Raw genomic sequence first — 16,928 nt, forward strand, 5'->3', positions numbered from 1 at the left:
GCCCCGGTCGAGCCACCGCCGGCGATCCACTCCGGCCCGCGCCGGGCCTCAGCGCCCGGCGCGGGCCGCGCCGCGCACGGCGGCGGCCAGGACGTCGGGCTGCGGCGTCGTGTCGACGGCGTAGGAGGACACCAGGACCACGGAGCTGCCCACCTTGAGCACGGCGACGTCCTGCACGAGGGTCGCGGTGGGGGCGGCTGACGTCGCCGACCCGGTGGCCGTCGGGGGTGCCGGGGTCGCGGGGGTGGTCGCGCTCCCCGTGGCGGTCGGGGTCGCGGTCGGCAGCGGCAGGACCGCGCTCTGCCGCCACGCGGCGACGCTGCGCCCGGCTCCGGTCGCCGTGATCGGGCGCACCGTGAACGTCTGCGCCCCCTGCCGGTAGCTCGAGCACGCCGGCAGGGCGGCGCGGAGGCGGGCCACGACGTCGCGGGCGGTGTGCCCCGAGTACACCCGCACGTGCTGTTCGAGGAACGGCCCGGACGCCGCGCGTTGCCAGCGGCGCTGCGCGGCGTCGAGCGGGGAGGCGGGCTCGAGGTCGACCCCGCAGACGGTCATGCGGTATCCGCCGGTCTCGCGCGGCTCCGCGTCCGCCCACCCGGCCGGCAGGGCCGACGTCGGCAGGACGAGCCGCATCGCCGTCCCGTTGCCGCCCGGGAGGGTCGACACGTTGCTCGGCGCCGCGGTCCCGGTGGGAGGAGGGGTGCTCGCCGCACTCGTCGGGCCCGTGGTCGCGCCGGACGGATCGGCGGACGGGTCGGTCATCGAGCCCGTCGGGGCCGGTGCCGCCGGCACGGTGACCGTCGCCGGAGCGGGGGCGGGCGCGAGCAGGGAGCAGCCGGTCAGGCCCGAAACGACCGCGAGGGCGCCGGCGATCGCCATCGTCGCTCGGCGCGCGCGGACGGGGCGGTTCGAGGCGATCGGGGCGAGGTCGGGATGCGCGCCGCCGCGGTGCAGTACGCCGGCGTCCCCCGCGGCGCGCCCCCGCGCGCCGACCACCGGATCGTTCCCCCCTGCACCGCCGCGACGTCGTCGTGACGAGGTCATGGTCTCCAGGGTAGAGGGCCCGCGGCGCGCCGCCGCGGCGGTCGGCCGGTGTGCCATGATCTGGCGCATGGCGGCACGCGTACTCGACGGCAAGGCCACGGCGGCGACGATCTTCGACGAACTGGCCGCGCGGGTCGCGGTCCTCGCCGAACAGGGCGTCGTCCCGGGGCTCGGGACCATCCTCGTCGGCGACGACCCGGGCAGCGCCTGGTACGTCGGCGCCAAGCACCGCGACTGCGCCCGGATCGGGATCCGCGGCTTCCGCCACGACCTGCCCGCCGACGCGACCCAGGCCGAGGTCGAGGCCGTCGTCGACGCCCTCAACAACGACCCCGACTGCACGGGGTTCATCGTCCAGCAGCCCACCGGGCTCGACGAGTTCGCGCTCCTGTCGCGCGTCGCCCCCGCCAAGGACGTCGACGGCCTGCACCCTTACAACCTCGGATGCCTCGCTCTGGGCCGGGAGGCCCCCCGCCCCTGCACGCCCGTCGGCATCGTCGAGCTCCTGCGCCGCCACGACGTCCCGCTCTCCGGGGCGCACGTCGTCGTCATCGGCCGCGGCCTCACGGTCGGCCGGTCGCTGGGCCTGCTCATGGCGGGCCGGGGCATCGACGCGACGGTCACCCTGTGCCACACCCGCACGGCCGACCTCGCCGCCGAGACGCGGCGGGCCGACATCGTCGTCGCGGCGGCGGGGGTGCCGAACCTCGTGACGGCCGACATGATCCGGCCGGGCGCCGCGGTCCTCGACGTGGGCGTGTCGCGGGTCGACGGCGCCATCGCGGGCGACGTCGCGCCGGACGTCGCCGAGGTGGCCGGGTGGGTGGCCCCGAACCCCGGCGGCGTCGGGCCGATGACCCGCGCCATGCTCCTGTCGAACGTCGTGTCGATCGCCGAGCGGTTCGCCAACCCGTGAGCCGCCCCGCCGTGCGCCTGCGCGCCTGGTGGTTCAGCGGGGCCCTGCTCCTCGCCGGTCTCGTCGTCGCCGGCGTGTCCGACCGGCTCCTGCTCGGGGGGCTGCTCATGGCGGCCGCCTTCGTCGTCGCCCTCGCGCTGCGCGTCGGGCTCTCCGAGGAGCGGGCCGGCGGGCTGCACGTGCGCAGCCGCGGGCTCGACGTGCTCTTCTACACGGCCGCCGCGGTCGACGTCGCGGGCGCGACGCTCATCGTCACCCACGACCTCGAACCGCGGCTGCTGCTCGCCGTCAACGCCGTCTTCGGCGCCGTCCTGTTGTCGATGTGGTCCCGGGCGGTGCGGTCCTGACGACGCACGGCCCGGCCGTCTCACGACGCCCGACGGGGCCGCCCACCGGATCGGTGGACGGCCCCGTCGGCACGTGATCGGGTGCCTGAGCTCAGATGAGACCCAGCTTGGTGACGGCGTCCCGCTCGTCGACGAGCTCGGCGACGGTGGCGTCGATCTTGCCGCGGCTGAAGTCGTCGATCTCGAGGCCCTGGACGATCTCCCAGTCCCCGTTCTTCGTCGTGACGGGGAACGAGCTGATGATGCCCTCCTGCACGCCGTAGGAGCCGTCGGACACGACCGCCATCGAGACCCAGTCGCCCTCCGGCGTGCCGCGCAGCCAGTCGCGGGCCGCGTCGATCGTCGCCGACGCGGCGGAGGCGGCGGACGACGCGCCGCGCGCCTCGATGATGGCCGCGCCGCGCTTGGCGACGGTCGGGATGAAGTCGTTCTCGATCCAGGCCTGGTCGCCGACGGCCTCGGCCGCGTTCTTCCCCGCGACCTCCGCGTGGAAGAGGTCGGGGTACTGGGTCGCCGAGTGGTTGCCCCAGATCGTCATCTTCGAGACGTCGGAGACGGGAGCGCCGAGCTTGGCGGCGAGCTGGCTGATGGCGCGGTTGTGGTCGAGCCGCGTGAGCGCCGAGAACCGCTCCCGGGGGATGTCGGGCGCATTGCTCATCGCGATGAGCGCGTTCGTGTTCGCCGGGTTGCCCGTCACGCCGATGCGGACGTCGTCGGCGGCGTGGTCGTTGAGGGCCTTGCCCTGACCGGTGAAGATCGCCCCGTTGGCCTCGAGGAGGTCGCCCCGCTCCATGCCCTTGGTGCGCGGGCGCGCACCGACGAGGAGCGCGAGGTTGACGCCGTCGAAGATGCGGTTCGGGTCGTCACCGATCTCGACCCCGGCGAGCGTGTCGAACGCGCAGTCGTCGAGTTCCATGACGACGCCCTCGAGCGCCTTGAGCGCCGGGGTGATCTCGAGGAGCTGCAGCTGGACGGGGGTGTCCGGCCCGAGCAGGGCACCGCTCGCGATGCGGAAGAGGAGGCTGTAGCCGATCTGGCCGGCCGCGCCGGTGACGGCGACCTTGACGGGGGCGTTGCTCACGATGTGTAGACCCTTCGCTGCGAGGGAGACGGTGTGTTCATCGACGCTACCAAAGCGTCGTCGCGGGCCGAGCGCGAACGCAGGCCCGCGGCGAGCCGCGCGCGACACGCGGCTCGCCGGGCCTGCCACGGCTCTACTTCCGGCGGCCGAAGAGCCGACGCAGGAATCCGCCCTCCTTGGGCGCCTCCTGGTCGGTGGACTCAGGGGACTCTGTGGACCCGGTCGAGTCCTCGGACGAGGAGTGCCGGTAGTCGTCGACGGGCACGGCCGGCGGTTCGGAGGGCACGGGCGTCCCCGAGGGCGTCTCGGCGTCGGCCGGAGCGTCGGCCGGAACCGTGGTGTCCGGGGCCGGCACGTCCTGCGCCCGGGCCGCCGGCGCGGCGGCCGGCGACTCCTCGCGCGTGACATCGGCCTCGCGGATCTCGGGCTCGGGGCGCGGCGGCGCGTACGTGGTCACGGTCTCGGGCGCGGCCACCGGCTCGGGAATGAACATCGGCGCCGACAGCGGCTCGCCGTCCGGCTCGCGCTCGGGTCGGACGGCCTCGTCGGGCCGGTCCGGGCCGAGGGTGGACGCGGCGGGCTCGACCGGTTCGGCGGCGGGCGCGGGCTCGGGGGCGGCCGGCTCGGGGGTCGAGGGGCGGGCCGGGGTCGGCTCCCACACCGGGGCGGGGGAGTAGGCGCCCGACTCGGGCACTTCGACGAGGTCGGGGTCGGGCTCGTTGTCGAGAGGGACGGGGACCTCCGATGGCGCGGGGACCGCCGCCGTCCCGTCGCCGTAGTCGAGGCCGACGAACCGCTTGGCCGCCTCGGAGAACACCCACACGCACTCGGTGGCGGCGAGCGCGTCCCACACCCGGTCGAGGGCGGCCGCGTGCGCGCGGTCGGGGTCGGCGTCGCCGGAGGCGTCGATCATCGTCGTGCACGCCGCGAGGCGGCGACGGCGCGCGGACTCCGGCAGGAAGTCGGCGTAGCGCTCCGCGAGACCCTCGGCGTCGTCGTCGTACCAGAACGTCAGGGCGTAGCCGTCGACGTCGACGACGACGTTGATCGACCCCGGTGTGGCCACCCCTCCGATCGCGTGCGTGACGAGCTCGCCGAGCCGCTCCTTGGGGAGGGCGTCGGCGTCCTTGGCGAAGACGATGTGCGGGTACGCGTTTCCGGCCATGCTCCCCATCCTCGCGCATGGCCGGCGGCGTGCGCGGTGTGCCACGCCCCGGCGCACCGCGCAGTCACACGACGTCACACGGACACACGACGTCACACGGAGCGCGAGGGAGCGCCGAGCACCGGGGCCGGAGGGGGCCGGGCCCACCGACGCGGGAACGCCGACGGGCCGGCCTCCCCGAGATGGGGACGGCCGGCCCGTCGTCGTGCCGCACGCGCGGGTGCGGTCAGTTCTCGCCGGTGATCGGCGCCTCGCGGTGCTCGCCGGTCAGGGCGGCGTAGGTGGCGCCGGCGATGGCCGCGCCGAGGATGGGGGCGACCCAGAACAGCCAGAGCTGGCCGGGGGCCTGCCCGCCGGAGAAGAACGCCACCGCGGTCGAGCGGGCCGGGTTGACGGAGGTGGTCGTGATCGGGATGGAGATGAGGTGGATGAGCGTCAGCGCGAGGCCGATCGCGATGGGCGCGAAGGCGACCGGGGCGCGGCCGTCGGTGGAGCCGAGGATGACGTCGAGGAAGAAGGCCGTGAGCACCGTCTCGGCGACGAGGCAGGCGAGGAGCGAGTAGCCGTCGGGCGAGGCGGTGCCGTAGCCGTTCGCGGCCAGGTTCCCGGTCGCGTCGAAGCACTGCTTGCCGGAGGCGATGAACCACAGCAGCGCGCCGGCGACGAGGCCGGAGACGACCTGGGTGATGACGTAGGCCGGCACGTCCTTCCAGGCGAAGCGGCGGGCGACGGCGCACCCGATCGTCACCGCGGGGTTGACGTGGCCGCCGGAGACGTGCCCGACGGCGTAGGCCATCGTCAGCACGGTCAGGCCGACGGCCAGGGCCACGCCGACGTAGCCGATCCCCATGTTCACGGGGTCCTTCGCGTGCGCGACATGGGCGGCGAAGACGGCGCTGGCGCATCCGCCGAAGACGAGCCAGAAGGTCCCGAGGGCCTCGGCTCCGAGGCGGTGGGGCAGGGCCGGGGTGCTCATCGTGCGTTCCTCGTGTTCCGTGACGCGCCGACCGCGGTCGGTCGGCGTGCGTCTCCACGGTGGGGTGGGGGGGCGCCGGCCATCGCACTGCGCAGGAAACGCACTGTCGCCCAAGCCTGCCCGCCCGGTCTCGCGCAAGAGGGGCGGGGCCCGGTCCGGCGCCGCTCCGTTGCCGGATCGGCTCCGGACGCCTCCGGCCACTCAGGAACGCCGGTCGGGTGGCCTCCGGCCCGGTCATCGGCGGTCGGAGGTCGATAGGCTCGACACGAGCGCCCCGGGGTTATTTCGATGTCGAGGTAAATTGGGTCGCGACGACCGCACCGGACCCGGCCCCGGCCGGACCTCCGGACAGGCCGGCGCCCGTCGCGGCGCGTCCACGGACGCGCCCGGTGGGTCACGCAAGTCCTCCCACACCGCCCGACGAAGGAGCCCGCGACGTGACCGAGAAGATCGTCTGGACCCAGATCGACGAGGCGCCCGCGCTGGCGAGCTACTCTTTGCTCCCCATCGTCCGCGCCTTCACCCACGGCACCGGCATCGAGGTCGAGACGAGCGACATCTCGCTCGCCGGCCGCATCCTCGCCCAGTTCCCCGACCGCACCTCCGGCGACGACGCGGTGTCCGACCACCTGGCCGAGCTCGGTGAGCTGGCCAAGCAGGCCGACGCGAACATCATCAAACTGCCGAACATCAGCGCCTCCGTGCCGCAGCTCAAGGCCGCGATCAAGGAGCTGCAGGCCCAGGGCGTCGACCTGCCCGACTACCCCGACGAGCCGCGTGACGACGCCGAGAAGGAGATCCGGGCGCGCTACGCGAACGTCCTCGGTTCGGCCGTCAACCCCGTGCTGCGCGAGGGTAACTCCGACCGCCGCGCCCCGTTGTCGGTGAAGAACTTCGCCAAGAAGCACCCGCACCGTCTCGGCGCGTGGACGCCCGACAACAAGGCCCGCGTGGCCTCGATGAGCGGCAACGACTTCTACGGCAACGAGAAGTCGGTCATCGTCCACCGGGGCATCGACCTGCGCATCGAGTTCGTCTCCACCGACGGCGAGACCACCGTCCTCGCCGAGAAGGTCCCCACGACGGACGGCGAGATCGTCAGCACGACGTTCATGAGCGCCCGCGCCCTGCGCACGTTCTACGCCGAGCAGATGGAGCTCGCGCGCGCCGAGGACCTGCTCCTGTCGTTGCACCTCAAGGCGACGATGATGAAGGTCTCCGACCCGGTCATGTTCGGCCACGCGGTCTCGACCTTCTTCTCGGACGTCTTCGCCAAGCACGGCCAGGCGTTCGCCGCCCTCGGCGTCAACCCGAACGTGGGGCTCGGCGCCCTGCTCGAGCAGATCAAGAGCCTGCCCGAGGACCAGCGCCGGGAGATCGAGGCCGACATCGAGGGCGAGTACGGGCAGCGCCCGTCGCTCGCGATGGTCGACTCCGACAAGGGCATCACCAACCTGCACGTCCCGAGCGACATCATCATCGACGCCTCGCTCCCCGTCGTCGTCCGCGACTCCGGGCAGATGTGGAACGCCGACGGCAACCAACAGGAGACCCTCGCGCTCGTGCCGGACCGCAGCTATGGCCCGATGTACGAGGCGGTCATCGAGGACTGCAAGGCCCACGGCGCGCTCGACCCGGCCACGATGGGCAGCGTTCCCAACGTCGGCCTCATGGCGCAGAAGGCCGAGGAGTACGGCTCGCACCCCACGACCTTCGTCATGACCGAGGAGGGCAGCGTCCGCGTCGTCGACGCCAAGGGCGTCGTCGTCACGCAGCACGAGGTCGGCCCGGGCGACATCTGGCGCATGTCGCGCGTCAAGGACGTCGCCATCCAGGACTGGGTCAAGCTCGCCGTCGACCGCGCCCGCGCCACCGGCGCCCCGGCGTGCTTCTTCCTCGACGAGGACCGCGGCCACGACCACAACGTCATCCGCAAGGTGAAGGCGGCGCTGGCCGACCTCGACACGGACGGTCTCACCATCGAGATCAAGGCCCCGGTCGAGGCCATGCGCTACTGCCTGGAGCGCATCCGCCGCGGCGAGGACACGATCTCGGTCACCGGCAACGTGCTGCGCGACTACCTCACCGACCTCTTCCCGATCCTCGAGCTCGGCACGAGCGCGAAGATGCTCTCGATCGTCCCGCTGCTCAACGGCGGTGGCCTGTTCGAGACCGGCGCCGGTGGCTCGGCGCCGAAGCACGTGCAGCAGTTCGTCAAGGAGAACTACCTGCGCTGGGACAGCCTCGGCGAGTTCTCGGCGCTGGGCGCCTCGCTCGAGTACCTCGCGAACCGCGTGGGCAACGAGAAGGCGCAGGTCCTCGCCGACACCCTCGACGAGGCCATCGCCCGCTTCCTCGAGGAGAACAAGTCCCCGGCCCGCCGCCTCGGGCAGATCGACAACCGCGGCAGCCACTTCTACCTCGCGCTCTACTGGGCCCAGGCGCTCGCGGCGCAGGACCGCGACGCCGAGCTCAAGGAGCGGTTCACCCGGGTCGCCCAGGAGCTCGCCGACAACGAGCAGACCATCGAGGCCGAGCTCATCGGCGCCCAGGGCTCCCCGGTCGACCTCGGCGGGTACTACCGGCCCGACGCGGCCAAGGCCGCGGCCGCGATGCGCCCGAGCCCGACGCTCAACCGCATCATCGACGGGATGTTCGCCTGAGCACGAGGATCCGTCACCGGTCGACGAGGGCCGGTCACCGCGACACGCGGTGACCGGCCCTCGTCGTCTCTCGCCGTTCACCGACCCGTCGTTCGATCTCGTGTGGCAGGGGACACCCCGGGCGACCCCGCTCCGGGATACTGGGGACATGAGCGAGATCAAGCCCGTCGACTGCTGGCTCACCGACATGGACGGCGTCCTCGTCCGCGAGGAACACGAGATCCCCGGCGCGAGCGAGTTCATCGCCGCGCTCGTCGCGAGCGACTGCCGCTTCCAGGTCCTCACGAACAACTCGATCTACACGGCCCGAGACCTGCGGGCCAGGCTCCAGGCGAGCGGCATCTCGATCCCCGAGTCGGCCATCTGGACCAGCGCCCTCGCCACGGCCAGCTTCCTGTCCGAGCAGCGGCCGGAGGGCAGCGCCTACGTCATCGGCGAGGCGGGGCTGACGACGGCGCTGCACGACGTCGGCTACATCCTCACCGAACGCGACCCCGACTACGTCGTGCTCGGCGAGACCCGCACCTACTCCTTCGAGAGCATCACCCGTGCCATCCGGCTCATCGAGAAGGGCGCCCGCTTCATCGCGACGAACCCCGACGCGTCGGGCCCCTCGCCGGAGGGGTCGCTGCCGGCGACCGGCTCGGTGGCGGCGCTCATCACCCGCGCGACGAACGTCGAGCCGTACTACGTCGGCAAGCCGAACCCGCTCATGATGCGCACGGCGCTCAACCGGATCGACGCGCACTCGGAGTCGACGGTGATGATCGGCGACCGCATGGACACCGACGTCATCAGCGGACTCGAGGCGGGCCTGCGCACCATCCTCGTCCTCACGGGGTCGACGACCCGGGACCGCGTCGACCGGTTCCCCTACCAGCCCACCCGCATCTGCGAGTCCATCGCCGACGTCGTACCCCTCGTCGGCCGGTTCCGCTCGGAGCTGCCGGCGCGGGTGGAGGAGCCCGACCTCGAGCCGTCGTCGATCGTCCTCGACTCCGACATGAGCTGACCCGGCGGCGGGCGCCGATCGAGCCCCGCCCTCGGACGGCGCCCCCGGACGGCGCCCCCCGGACCCTGGCCCCGGCCGCGCCGCCCGAGAATGAGGGCATGCGACTCGTCTCCGCGAACGTCAACGGCATCCGCGCGGCGGCCCGGCGGGGCGGGCTGGACGCGCTCGCGGCGGCCGACGCCGACGTCGTCGCCCTCCAGGAGGTCCGGGCCACCGGCGCCCAACTGGCCGAGCAACTGCGGGGGACCCCTTTCGAGGACTGGGCCGTGACCCACGCCGAGGCGGCCACCCTGGGGCGCGCGGGGGTGGCGCTGCTCACGCGCACGCCGCCGACCCGGCGTGCCTTCACCCTGGACGTGCCCGCGCAGGTGCTCCCGCCCGCGCACCGGGAGCCGTTCGCGGCGTTCGCCGACAGCGGGCGGTGGGTCGAGATCGATCTGGCCGCCGCCGACGGCGACCCGGTGACGGTCGTCTCGGCGTACATGCCCAAGGGCGGCCCCGACGGCCCGCTCCTGGCGGGCAAACTCGCGTTCCTCGAGGCCGTGTCGGCGTGGTTCGACCGCGCCCCCTCCGACCGGTTCGTCGTCGTGGGCGACGTCAACGTCGCCCACACCGAGCACGACCTCAAGAACGCGAAGGGCAACGTGCGCAAGCCGGGGTTCCTGCCGGTGGAACGGGCCTACCTCGATCGCTGGTTCGCGGGCGGCGTCGTCGACGTCGCACGGGCCCTCGCCGGCCCCGGACCGGGGCCGCACTGCCCGTACACGTGGTGGTCGTGGCGCGGCAAGGCCTTCGACAACGACGCCGGCTGGCGCATCGACTACCACCTCGCCGGCCCCGGCCTCGCACCACGCGCCACGTATTTCACCGTGGGCCGGGCGAGCGCGTACGACCTGCGGTGGAGCGATCACGCGGCGATCGCGGTCGACTACGACGTCGCGATCGGCTGACGGGCCGACCCGGGTGGGCGCGCCGCTCGGGCCATGGTCGGCCTACGGGCCAGTAGCCTGGCGTCGATGGACGACGACGACTTCGCGACCGCGCTGCGGGCGGCGATCGCCGCGAGCGGGCTGAGCCTGGACGAGGTCCGGACCCGGCTCATGGCGCACGACGTCCGCGTGTCCATCGCGTCCCTGAGCTACTGGCAGAGCGGCCGGAGCCGGCCCCACCGGGCCGCCTCCCTCGCGGCCCTCGGCCCGCTCGAGGAGGTCCTGGGGATCCCGCGTGGTCACCTCGTCTCGCGGGTCCGTCCGCCGACCCCCCGCGCCTCCGACTGGACCAACACCCACCCGGGACCGCTGGCGGAGGAGGCGATGCGCCTCCTCGGCGCCGGCGAACACCCGGTCGTGCGCCGCCGCAGCATCCACGACCGCATCGAGCTCGACGCCGCCGGACGACACCGGGTGCACCGGGTGCGCTGCGTCGTGACGGCCGTCGCCGACCGGGTGGCCGCCGTCCCGGTGTGGACCGGGCGCCAGGGGTGGCACGCGGGGGCGCACGTGCGGGGCGTCGTCAACTGCCGGGTGGGGCGCGCGGTCCCCATGCCCGCCAGCGGTGGTCTCGCGGCGGAGATGGTCCTGGACCACCCCCTCCAGGTCGGCGAGTCCGCCCTGTTCGAGTACGAGGTGACGAGCGCGGGCGACCGGCCGTGGACGGGGTACACGCGCCTGCTCGACGAGCTGGTGCGCGAGTACGTCGTCGAGGTCGCCTACGACCCCGCCGCCCCGCCGACGACGGCCGAGGCGATCAGCGTGGTGGACGGCCGGGAGCACATCGCGCCCGTGCGCGTCGCCGCCCCCCTCACCGTCGTCGTCCTGGAGGCGCCGCCCGGGCGGCACGGGTTGCGGTGGACGTGGTGACCGGGGCGATCCAGGCGGCCGCCGGGCCCGACGAGCAGCCGCTGCCCAACCGGGACCGGCTCGGCCGGTCGGCCCCCGAGAGCTTCGACGCGGCGCTGCGCTGCGCCGTCGAGGAGCGCGGGCTTACCCTGGACCGGTTGCGGCACCATCTCGCGCAGCGCGGCCACCACGTGTCGATCGCCACGTTGAGCCACTGGCAGACCGGCCGCAGCCGGCCCGTCCGCGGCGCGTCGCTCGCCGCGCTCGCCGAGCTCGAACGCGTCCTGGACCTGCCCCGCGGCGCCCTCAAGGACCGGCTCGTGGAACGCACCCGGTCCCGCGCGGCCGCGCTCGACGAGGTCCGCGAGGGGCCGCAGGACGACCTCGACGCCTACTTCCGCTCGCTGTGCGAGCAGCTCGGTCTCAAGCGCAACGACGGTTACCTACGGGTCGGCCTGCAGGACCGGCTGCGGATCCGCCCCGACCGGACCCTCGGCCCGCGGATCATGCGGGACGTGCTCCGGGCCACGCGCGACGGGTTCGACCGGTTCCCGGTCGTCTACCACAACGACGAGCCGGAGGCCCGACTCGAGCTCGTCCCGCTCAGCAACGCCCGCCTCGGCCGGGTCATCGACGACGCGGCCACGGCCACGCTCGCGGCCGAGGTCGTCCTGCCGCGCCCCCTGAACCGGGGCGAGTCGATCGTCGTCGAGCTCGAGCTGCGCACCGAGGGCACGAAGCGGTGGGAGGACGGCTACTTCCGGTCCACCGATCAACGCACGCGACTGTTCTTCACCGAGGTCGCCTTCACCCCGGAGGACCTGCCCATCGCCGTCGAGATCATCACGCAGGTCGGGGGCCGCGAGACGCTCGTGCCGGCCGCGCTGAGGACGTCGACGGTCACGCTGCTGCTCGAGGACTTCGGGCCGGGCATCTACGGATTGCAGTGGCGCTGGGCGTGAGGGGCCCGGCGGCGACCGTCGACCCCGCGGCGGGCGGTCAGGCTCGGGCAGCTCCCGCGCCTGTCACAATGTCTGGCGTGATGCGCACCACGGAGGCGTCCCGGCCGGCACGCCGGAGCCGGGTCGGCCCGGTCGGCCGGACCGCATTGCCGCCGGAGGGCCGGCGGTGACGGGCACGACCATCGGCATCGCCATCGCCGTCCCGGAGCCGTACGGCACGATGCTGCGGCGCGCCCGCCGGTCGTTCGGCGACGTGCAGGCCGACGTCATCCCCACGCACATCACGTTGCTGCCGCCCGGCCCGATCGAGGACGGGGGCCTGCCGCTCGTCCTCGAGCACCTCGCTCTGGTGGCCGCGGGCACCGCCCCGTTCGACGTCGTCCTGCGCGGCACCGGCACGTTCCGCCCGGTCTCACCCGTCGTCTTCGTGTGCGTCGCCGAGGGCGCCCAGGAGTGTGCCGCGCTCGCGGCGGGGGTGCGCAGCGGCCCGCTCGACCGGCCCCTCGACTTCGCCTACCACCCGCACGTGACCGTGGCCCACCATCTCGACGACGCCGCGCTCGACCGCGCGCAGGCCGAGCTCGCGCGCGTCGACACCGCCTTCGTCGTCCACGAGCTCGTCCTCTACGCCCGCGAGGGCGAGGGGGAGTGGGAGCGGCTCTGGGGGTTCGAGCTCACCGGCGACGCCCGCCCGACCGAGCAGGACCCCGCCGACCCGGCCGCCTTCGACGCCTGAGCCGCACCGAGCCTGCTGAACCGGCCCGGACGAGTGGGGGTGCTGTCTGCCGCGCTCGCTGCGGCTCGCAAGCTCGCCTGCGTTCGCCGCTAATGCTTGCTGTCGCGCTCACTGCGGCTCGCAAGCTCGCCTGCGTTCGCCGCTCCGATCGATCAGCGGCGGCGGGCTCGCGCCCGCAGAGCCGCGGCCCCGCCGAGCAGCACGAGGGCGGCGACTCCACCGGCCAGCAGGCGGGGGTCCACCCCGAGCCGTTGCGCGGCCTGCTGCGACACCGCGCCGGCCCGTTGACCCGCCGCGGCGACGGGGGAGTCGCTCCCGCCGGCTCCCTGCTCGTCGTCCTGCGACGTCGCCGGGTCGACGAGGCGCCCGACGGGCGCGACCTTCGGCCCGTGCGCGAACGCCCAGTCGAACATCTTCGCGTTCTCGCGCCACCCGTTGGAGGCGCCGTTGAGGAAGGCGAAGACGTACGACTTCCGGCCGCGGCGGACGACGGCGATGTTGGTGTGCCGGGCCCGGACCGTGTACCCGTTCTTCACCCCGAGGGTGCCCGCGTAGTTCCACAGCAGGCGGTTGTGGCTCGTGATCTCGTAGACGGTGCGCTTCTGGCCCTGCTTGGTGCGCCCGCCGGGGAACTTCGCGGTCTTGACCGTGAGGTAAGGGGCGACGTCGGGGTCCCTCACCGCGGCGCGGCCGATGAGCGCGAGGTCGTAGGCGCTCGTCACCTGCGCCGCGGCGTCGAGCCCGCTCGTGTTGCGGGCCGTGGTGTCGAGGGCGCCGAGCGAGCGGGCCAGCGTGTTCATCTCGTTCGTCGTCTTGGCCAGACCACCGTTGACGCGGGCGAGCGCGACCGCGCAGTCGTTGGCCGACGACATGAGCAGCGCCAACGTGCACTGACCCGTCGTGTACCGGACCCCCGGGTCGATGCCCACCTGCGTGCCGTCGACGTTCGCGTCCTCCGGCTGCGCCGTGAACACGGTCTCGGCAGGCACGCGCGGGACGACGGCGAGGGCCGTGAGGGTCTTCATCGTCGACGCGGGCAGGGCCTGGGCGTGCGGGCTCTTCGCGACCAGGACGTCGCCGGTGTCGACGTCGGCGAGCACGTAGCCGCCGGCCGGGTAGGCCGGGGGCGCGGGCACTCCCGAGCCGCCGGTGTAGACCAGGCCCCCTCGGCCGAGGGCGTCGCCCCCGACGGGCCGGCCGTCGTCCTTCGCCTCCTGGGCCTCCTTCGGCACCGGCGGGGGATCGTCGCTGGTCGCGGCGGACGCGGGCCCGGTCGGGGCGAGGGCCCCGGCGGTGAGGGCGAGACCGCCCAGCGCGGCGACCACCCGGGTCGCGCGGCGTCGGCTGGTGAGCCCCTCGTCACGTCGTGACACGCACCTGCCCCTTTCGGCGTCGTCGTCCGGCCGCGGTTCGCCGAAGCGACGTCCCTGCTCCCGACGGGGATTCGCCCGTCGCACCGTCCCCGGTCAGGGTAGACGTCCGCCGGGGCGATCCGGGTGAGCCCCAGGTGTCGTGGGACGTCGGGATGTCGAGAAGGCATGGACGTCGGGTGCCGCGGCGGTCGGGACGTCGCGGCGGTGAGGACGTCGGGACGTCAGGGCGCCAGGGCCGCGGGGGTGGCGACGGAGGCGTAGTGGTCGAGGAGACGGTCGACGAGGGACGCCCACGAGCGCCGGGCGACCCGGCGCAGGCCGGCCTCGCCCATCAACGCACGGCGCTCCCACGCCTCGTCGTCGGTGGTCAACGACGCGACGCGGCGCCGCAGGTCGTGCGGGTCGTCGGGGTCGAAGAGCAGGCCCGTGACGCCCTCGTCGACGAGGTCGACGGGCCCGCCGCGACGCGGGGCGATCACGGGCAGCCCGGTCGCGGCGGCCTCCTGGAGCGTCTGGCCGAACGTCTCCCGCGTGCCCGTGTGGACGAACACGTCGGCGGCGGCGTAGGCGCGGGCGAGGTCGTCGCCCTCGCGGCGGCCGAGGAACACCGCACCGGGCAGGTCCGCGGCCAGGCGCTGCCGGTCGGGTCCGTCGCCGGTGAGCACGAGGCGCGTGTGCGGCAGGTCGAGCAGCGGGGCGAGCCGGTCGAGCTCCTTCTCGGGGGCCAGGCGACCGACGTACCCGATGATCGTCTCGCCGCGCGGGGCGAGGGTGCGGCGCAAGGCGCGGCAGCCGGCGTCGTCGGCCCATCGCGGATGGAACAGGTCGGTGTCCACGCCGCGCTCCCAGCGGTCGATCCGCTCGATGCCGTGCCGACGCAGGTCGTCGGCCGCGGCGTTGGAGGGCGCGAGGGTCAGGTCGGCGAGCGTGTGCACCCACCGCAGGTAGCGCCACGTGGCCCGCGCGGCCGGCCGCCCGGCTCGTCCACCGTGCTGCACGACGTACCCGGCCATGTCGGTCTGGTAGATCGCGACGGTGGGGACGCCGAGGTCGCGCGCGGCGACGAGGCCGCCTGCCCCGAGGAAGAACGGGGAGGCGACGTGGACGACATCGGGGCCGAAGTCGGCGAGCAACGCCGCGATCTGCGTGGTGGGCAGCCCGACGTGGAACTGCCGGACCGGCACACTGCTCACAGCGGCCACCGGGAAGCCGCGATAGCTGCTCGGGGCGGGGCCGGGGGCGATGACGAGCGCCTCGTGGCCGAGCCGGGCCAGGTGGTCGAGGACTCGGCAGACGCTCGTGGTGACCCCGTTGAGCGAGGGGAGGAACGACTCGGTGACGATCGCGATCCGCACGCCGCCAGCGTCGCCGCCCCCGGTGGATCGACGTCGACGCCCGCGGGTGGGACGGATGAAGCCCGGGTGACAGGTGGGCCACGCGGGTGACGTGCCGGTGAACCCCGGGCGAGGGGCACGTGACGGGCGCGGCGGGCGCCGGCCCCGGTGCCGTCCGGTGGCCACCCAGTGCCGCTCAGTGTTCCGGCCCGATCGGCGAACTCGACTGGCACGTCAGGTATCCGGACGCCCCGCCCGGCCGCGCGCGAACCACGGGATCACTCGCCTCGGTTAGCGTGGTGGGTATGGTCGCCCCCGGTCGCATCGACGATTTCTGGTCCGTCATCCCCGCTGGGGGTGCCGGGACGAGGCTCTGGCCGCTGTCCCGCGCCGGGTCGCCGAAGTTCCTCCACGACCTCACGAGCCGGGGCCGCTCCCTCCTGCAAGCCACGGCCGACCGCCTCGAGCCGCTGTCGGACGGCCGCCTCGTCGTCGTCACCGGCGTGGCCCACCAGGACGCGGTCCGCGAGCAGCTGCCCGACCTCGCCCCCGACGGACTCGTGGCCGAGCCCTCGCCGCGGGACTCGATGGCCGCCATCGGGCTCGCCGCGGCCCTCATCGAGCGCCGGGACCCGGAGGCCGTCATCGGCTCCTTCGCCGCCGACCACGTCGTCGGCCGGGAGGAGGAGTTCCGCAGCATCGTCCGGGAGGCCGTGGCCGTGGCCCGCACCGGGCTCGTCGTCACGATCGGCATCCGGCCGACCTTCGCCTCCACCGGTTTCGGCTACATCCACGCGGGCGGTCCCATCGGCGTCGACGGCGCGCCCCGGGCCCGACGGGTCGTCTCCTTCGTCGAGAAGCCCGACGCCCGCACCGCCCAGCAGTACGTCGACAACGGGGGATACCGCTGGAACGCGGGCATGTTCGTCGTCAAGGCGCGGGTGCTGCTCGACCTGCTGGCCGTGTACCAGCCGGAGCTCGCCGCGGGCCTGCGCGCCATCGCCGCGGAGCCCGAACGGCTCGAGGAGCTGTGGGACGGCCTGCGGAAGATCGCCATCGACCACGCCGTGGCCGAGCCCGCCTCGGCCGACGGGAAGGTCGCCGTGGTCCTCGCCGACTTCCCGTGGGACGACGTGGGCGACTTCGACTCGCTCGCCGGGCTGCTGCCGACCGACACCGAGTCGGGCGAGGTGCGCATCCTCGGCGACACGAGCTCGGTGCTCGTCAGCGAGTCCTCGGGAGTCGTCGTCTCCTCGTCCGACCGGCTCGTCGCCGTGCTCGGCATGGACGACGTCGTCGTCGTCGACACCCCCGACGCCCTGCTCGTCACGACCCGGCGGCGCGCCCAGCAGGTCAAGTCGATCGTCGACTCGCTGAAGTCCGGCGGCCGCGCCGATCTCACCTGACCGGCCCTGCCGCCACTCACCTCCCTCTGCACCGGGTCCGAGCCCGGTCGGCGGTCGTCCCCGCGCGCCCGGCGG

The 16,928-nt window shown here is 74.0% G+C and carries 15 protein-coding genes; 9 read left to right on the top strand and 6 right to left on the bottom strand.

Annotation, left to right across the window (positions count from 1 at the left end; genetic code table 11):
* Positions 1 to 48: 48 nt before the first annotated feature.
* The gene (locus ICW24_RS15410; RefSeq protein WP_226346608.1) at positions 49 to 1,044 is read right to left on the bottom strand and encodes a hypothetical protein; all 996 of its coding nucleotides are present in this window, start codon (positions 1,042 to 1,044) and stop codon (positions 49 to 51) included.
* A gap of 67 nt (positions 1,045 to 1,111) precedes the next feature.
* Here ICW24_RS15410 and ICW24_RS15415 point away from each other — a divergent pair, with 67 nt between their 5' ends.
* Positions 1,112 to 1,960: a bifunctional methylenetetrahydrofolate dehydrogenase/methenyltetrahydrofolate cyclohydrolase gene (locus tag ICW24_RS15415; protein WP_226346609.1), complete on the top strand. Its 849-nt coding sequence runs from the start codon at positions 1,112 to 1,114 to the stop codon at positions 1,958 to 1,960.
* Entirely contained in the window at positions 1,957 to 2,307 is a 351-nt protein-coding gene (locus ICW24_RS15420; protein ID WP_226346610.1) for a DUF3017 domain-containing protein, read from the top strand. Before ICW24_RS15415 ends, ICW24_RS15420 begins: the two co-directional genes overlap by 4 nt.
* Before the next feature lie 91 nt (positions 2,308 to 2,398).
* On the opposite strand, the gene ICW24_RS15425 is transcribed toward ICW24_RS15420, so the two are convergent.
* The 3 genes from ICW24_RS15425 to aqpZ form a co-directional block, all read right to left on the bottom strand.
* Entirely contained in the window at positions 2,399 to 3,388 is a 990-nt protein-coding gene (locus ICW24_RS15425) for a malate dehydrogenase (protein ID WP_226346611.1), read from the bottom strand.
* 133 nt (positions 3,389 to 3,521) lie between these two features.
* Positions 3,522 to 4,553 carry a hypothetical protein gene (locus ICW24_RS15430; RefSeq protein WP_226346612.1) on the bottom strand — a complete coding sequence of 344 codons (1,032 nt, stop codon included), beginning with the start codon at positions 4,551 to 4,553 and terminating at the stop codon, positions 3,522 to 3,524.
* Between the two features lie 226 nt (positions 4,554 to 4,779).
* On the bottom strand, positions 4,780 to 5,529 hold the full coding sequence (aqpZ, locus tag ICW24_RS15435; RefSeq protein ID WP_226346613.1) for an aquaporin Z: 750 nt from the start codon (positions 5,527 to 5,529) through the stop codon (positions 4,780 to 4,782).
* 437 nt (positions 5,530 to 5,966) lie between these two features.
* Here aqpZ and ICW24_RS15440 point away from each other — a divergent pair, with 437 nt between their 5' ends.
* The 6 genes from ICW24_RS15440 (at position 5,967) to ICW24_RS15465 (ending at position 12,740) form a co-directional block, all read left to right on the top strand.
* A complete protein-coding gene (locus ICW24_RS15440) occupies positions 5,967 to 8,192 on the top strand; it encodes an NADP-dependent isocitrate dehydrogenase (RefSeq protein ID WP_226346614.1) in 2,226 nt (741 codons plus the stop codon).
* A gap of 148 nt (positions 8,193 to 8,340) precedes the next feature.
* Entirely contained in the window at positions 8,341 to 9,204 is an 864-nt protein-coding gene (locus tag ICW24_RS15445; RefSeq protein ID WP_226346615.1) for an HAD-IIA family hydrolase, read from the top strand.
* A gap of 98 nt (positions 9,205 to 9,302) precedes the next feature.
* Positions 9,303 to 10,154 (top strand): exodeoxyribonuclease III, encoded by an 852-nt coding sequence (locus ICW24_RS15450; protein ID WP_226346616.1) that lies wholly within the window; start codon positions 9,303 to 9,305, stop codon positions 10,152 to 10,154.
* Positions 10,155 to 10,220: 66 nt separating this feature from the next.
* Positions 10,221 to 11,063 carry a hypothetical protein gene (locus ICW24_RS15455; RefSeq protein ID WP_226346617.1) on the top strand — a complete coding sequence of 281 codons (843 nt, stop codon included), beginning with the start codon at positions 10,221 to 10,223 and terminating at the stop codon, positions 11,061 to 11,063.
* Positions 11,060 to 12,004: a hypothetical protein gene (locus tag ICW24_RS15460; protein ID WP_226346618.1), complete on the top strand. Its 945-nt coding sequence runs from the start codon at positions 11,060 to 11,062 to the stop codon at positions 12,002 to 12,004. Before ICW24_RS15455 ends, ICW24_RS15460 begins: the two co-directional genes overlap by 4 nt.
* A 166-nt stretch (positions 12,005 to 12,170) precedes the next feature.
* Positions 12,171 to 12,740: a 2'-5' RNA ligase family protein gene (locus ICW24_RS15465; RefSeq protein WP_226346619.1), complete on the top strand. Its 570-nt coding sequence runs from the start codon at positions 12,171 to 12,173 to the stop codon at positions 12,738 to 12,740.
* 152 nt (positions 12,741 to 12,892) lie between these two features.
* On the opposite strand, the gene ICW24_RS15470 is transcribed toward ICW24_RS15465, so the two are convergent.
* Positions 12,893 to 14,113, bottom strand: a complete 1,221-nt coding sequence (locus ICW24_RS15470; RefSeq protein WP_226346620.1) for a D-alanyl-D-alanine carboxypeptidase family protein — start codon at positions 14,111 to 14,113, stop codon at positions 12,893 to 12,895.
* A gap of 221 nt (positions 14,114 to 14,334) precedes the next feature.
* Positions 14,335 to 15,468, bottom strand: a complete 1,134-nt coding sequence (locus ICW24_RS15475) for a glycosyltransferase family 4 protein (RefSeq protein WP_226346621.1) — start codon at positions 15,466 to 15,468, stop codon at positions 14,335 to 14,337.
* A 284-nt stretch (positions 15,469 to 15,752) separates the two neighbouring features.
* On the opposite strand from ICW24_RS15475, the gene ICW24_RS15480 reads away from it, so the two are divergent.
* Positions 15,753 to 16,853: a mannose-1-phosphate guanylyltransferase gene (locus tag ICW24_RS15480; RefSeq protein ID WP_226346622.1), complete on the top strand. Its 1,101-nt coding sequence runs from the start codon at positions 15,753 to 15,755 to the stop codon at positions 16,851 to 16,853.
* Positions 16,854 to 16,928: the final 75 nt, after the last annotated feature.

The sequence above is a fragment of the Agilicoccus flavus genome, from assembly GCF_014857905.1.
Taxonomy (GTDB): domain Bacteria; phylum Actinomycetota; class Actinomycetes; order Actinomycetales; family Dermatophilaceae; genus Agilicoccus; species Agilicoccus flavus.

What these genes read in the sequence shown, in the direction of transcription:
- ICW24_RS15450 (WP_226346616.1), top strand. Translation starts at nt 9,303, where the DNA reads ATGCGACTCGTCTCCGCGAACGTCAACGGCATCCGCGCGGCGGCCCGG.
- aqpZ (WP_226346613.1), bottom strand. Translation starts at nt 5,529, where the DNA reads ATGAGCACCCCGGCCCTGCCCCACCGCCTCGGAGCCGAGGCCCTCGGG.
- ICW24_RS15455 (WP_226346617.1), top strand. Translation starts at nt 10,221, where the DNA reads ATGGACGACGACGACTTCGCGACCGCGCTGCGGGCGGCGATCGCCGCG.
- ICW24_RS15415 (WP_226346609.1), top strand. Translation starts at nt 1,112, where the DNA reads ATGGCGGCACGCGTACTCGACGGCAAGGCCACGGCGGCGACGATCTTC.
- ICW24_RS15445 (WP_226346615.1), top strand. Translation starts at nt 8,341, where the DNA reads ATGAGCGAGATCAAGCCCGTCGACTGCTGGCTCACCGACATGGACGGC.
- ICW24_RS15430 (WP_226346612.1), bottom strand. Translation starts at nt 4,553, where the DNA reads ATGGCCGGAAACGCGTACCCGCACATCGTCTTCGCCAAGGACGCCGAC.
- ICW24_RS15410 (WP_226346608.1), bottom strand. Translation starts at nt 1,044, where the DNA reads ATGACCTCGTCACGACGACGTCGCGGCGGTGCAGGGGGGAACGATCCG.
- ICW24_RS15480 (WP_226346622.1), top strand. Translation starts at nt 15,753, where the DNA reads ATGGTCGCCCCCGGTCGCATCGACGATTTCTGGTCCGTCATCCCCGCT.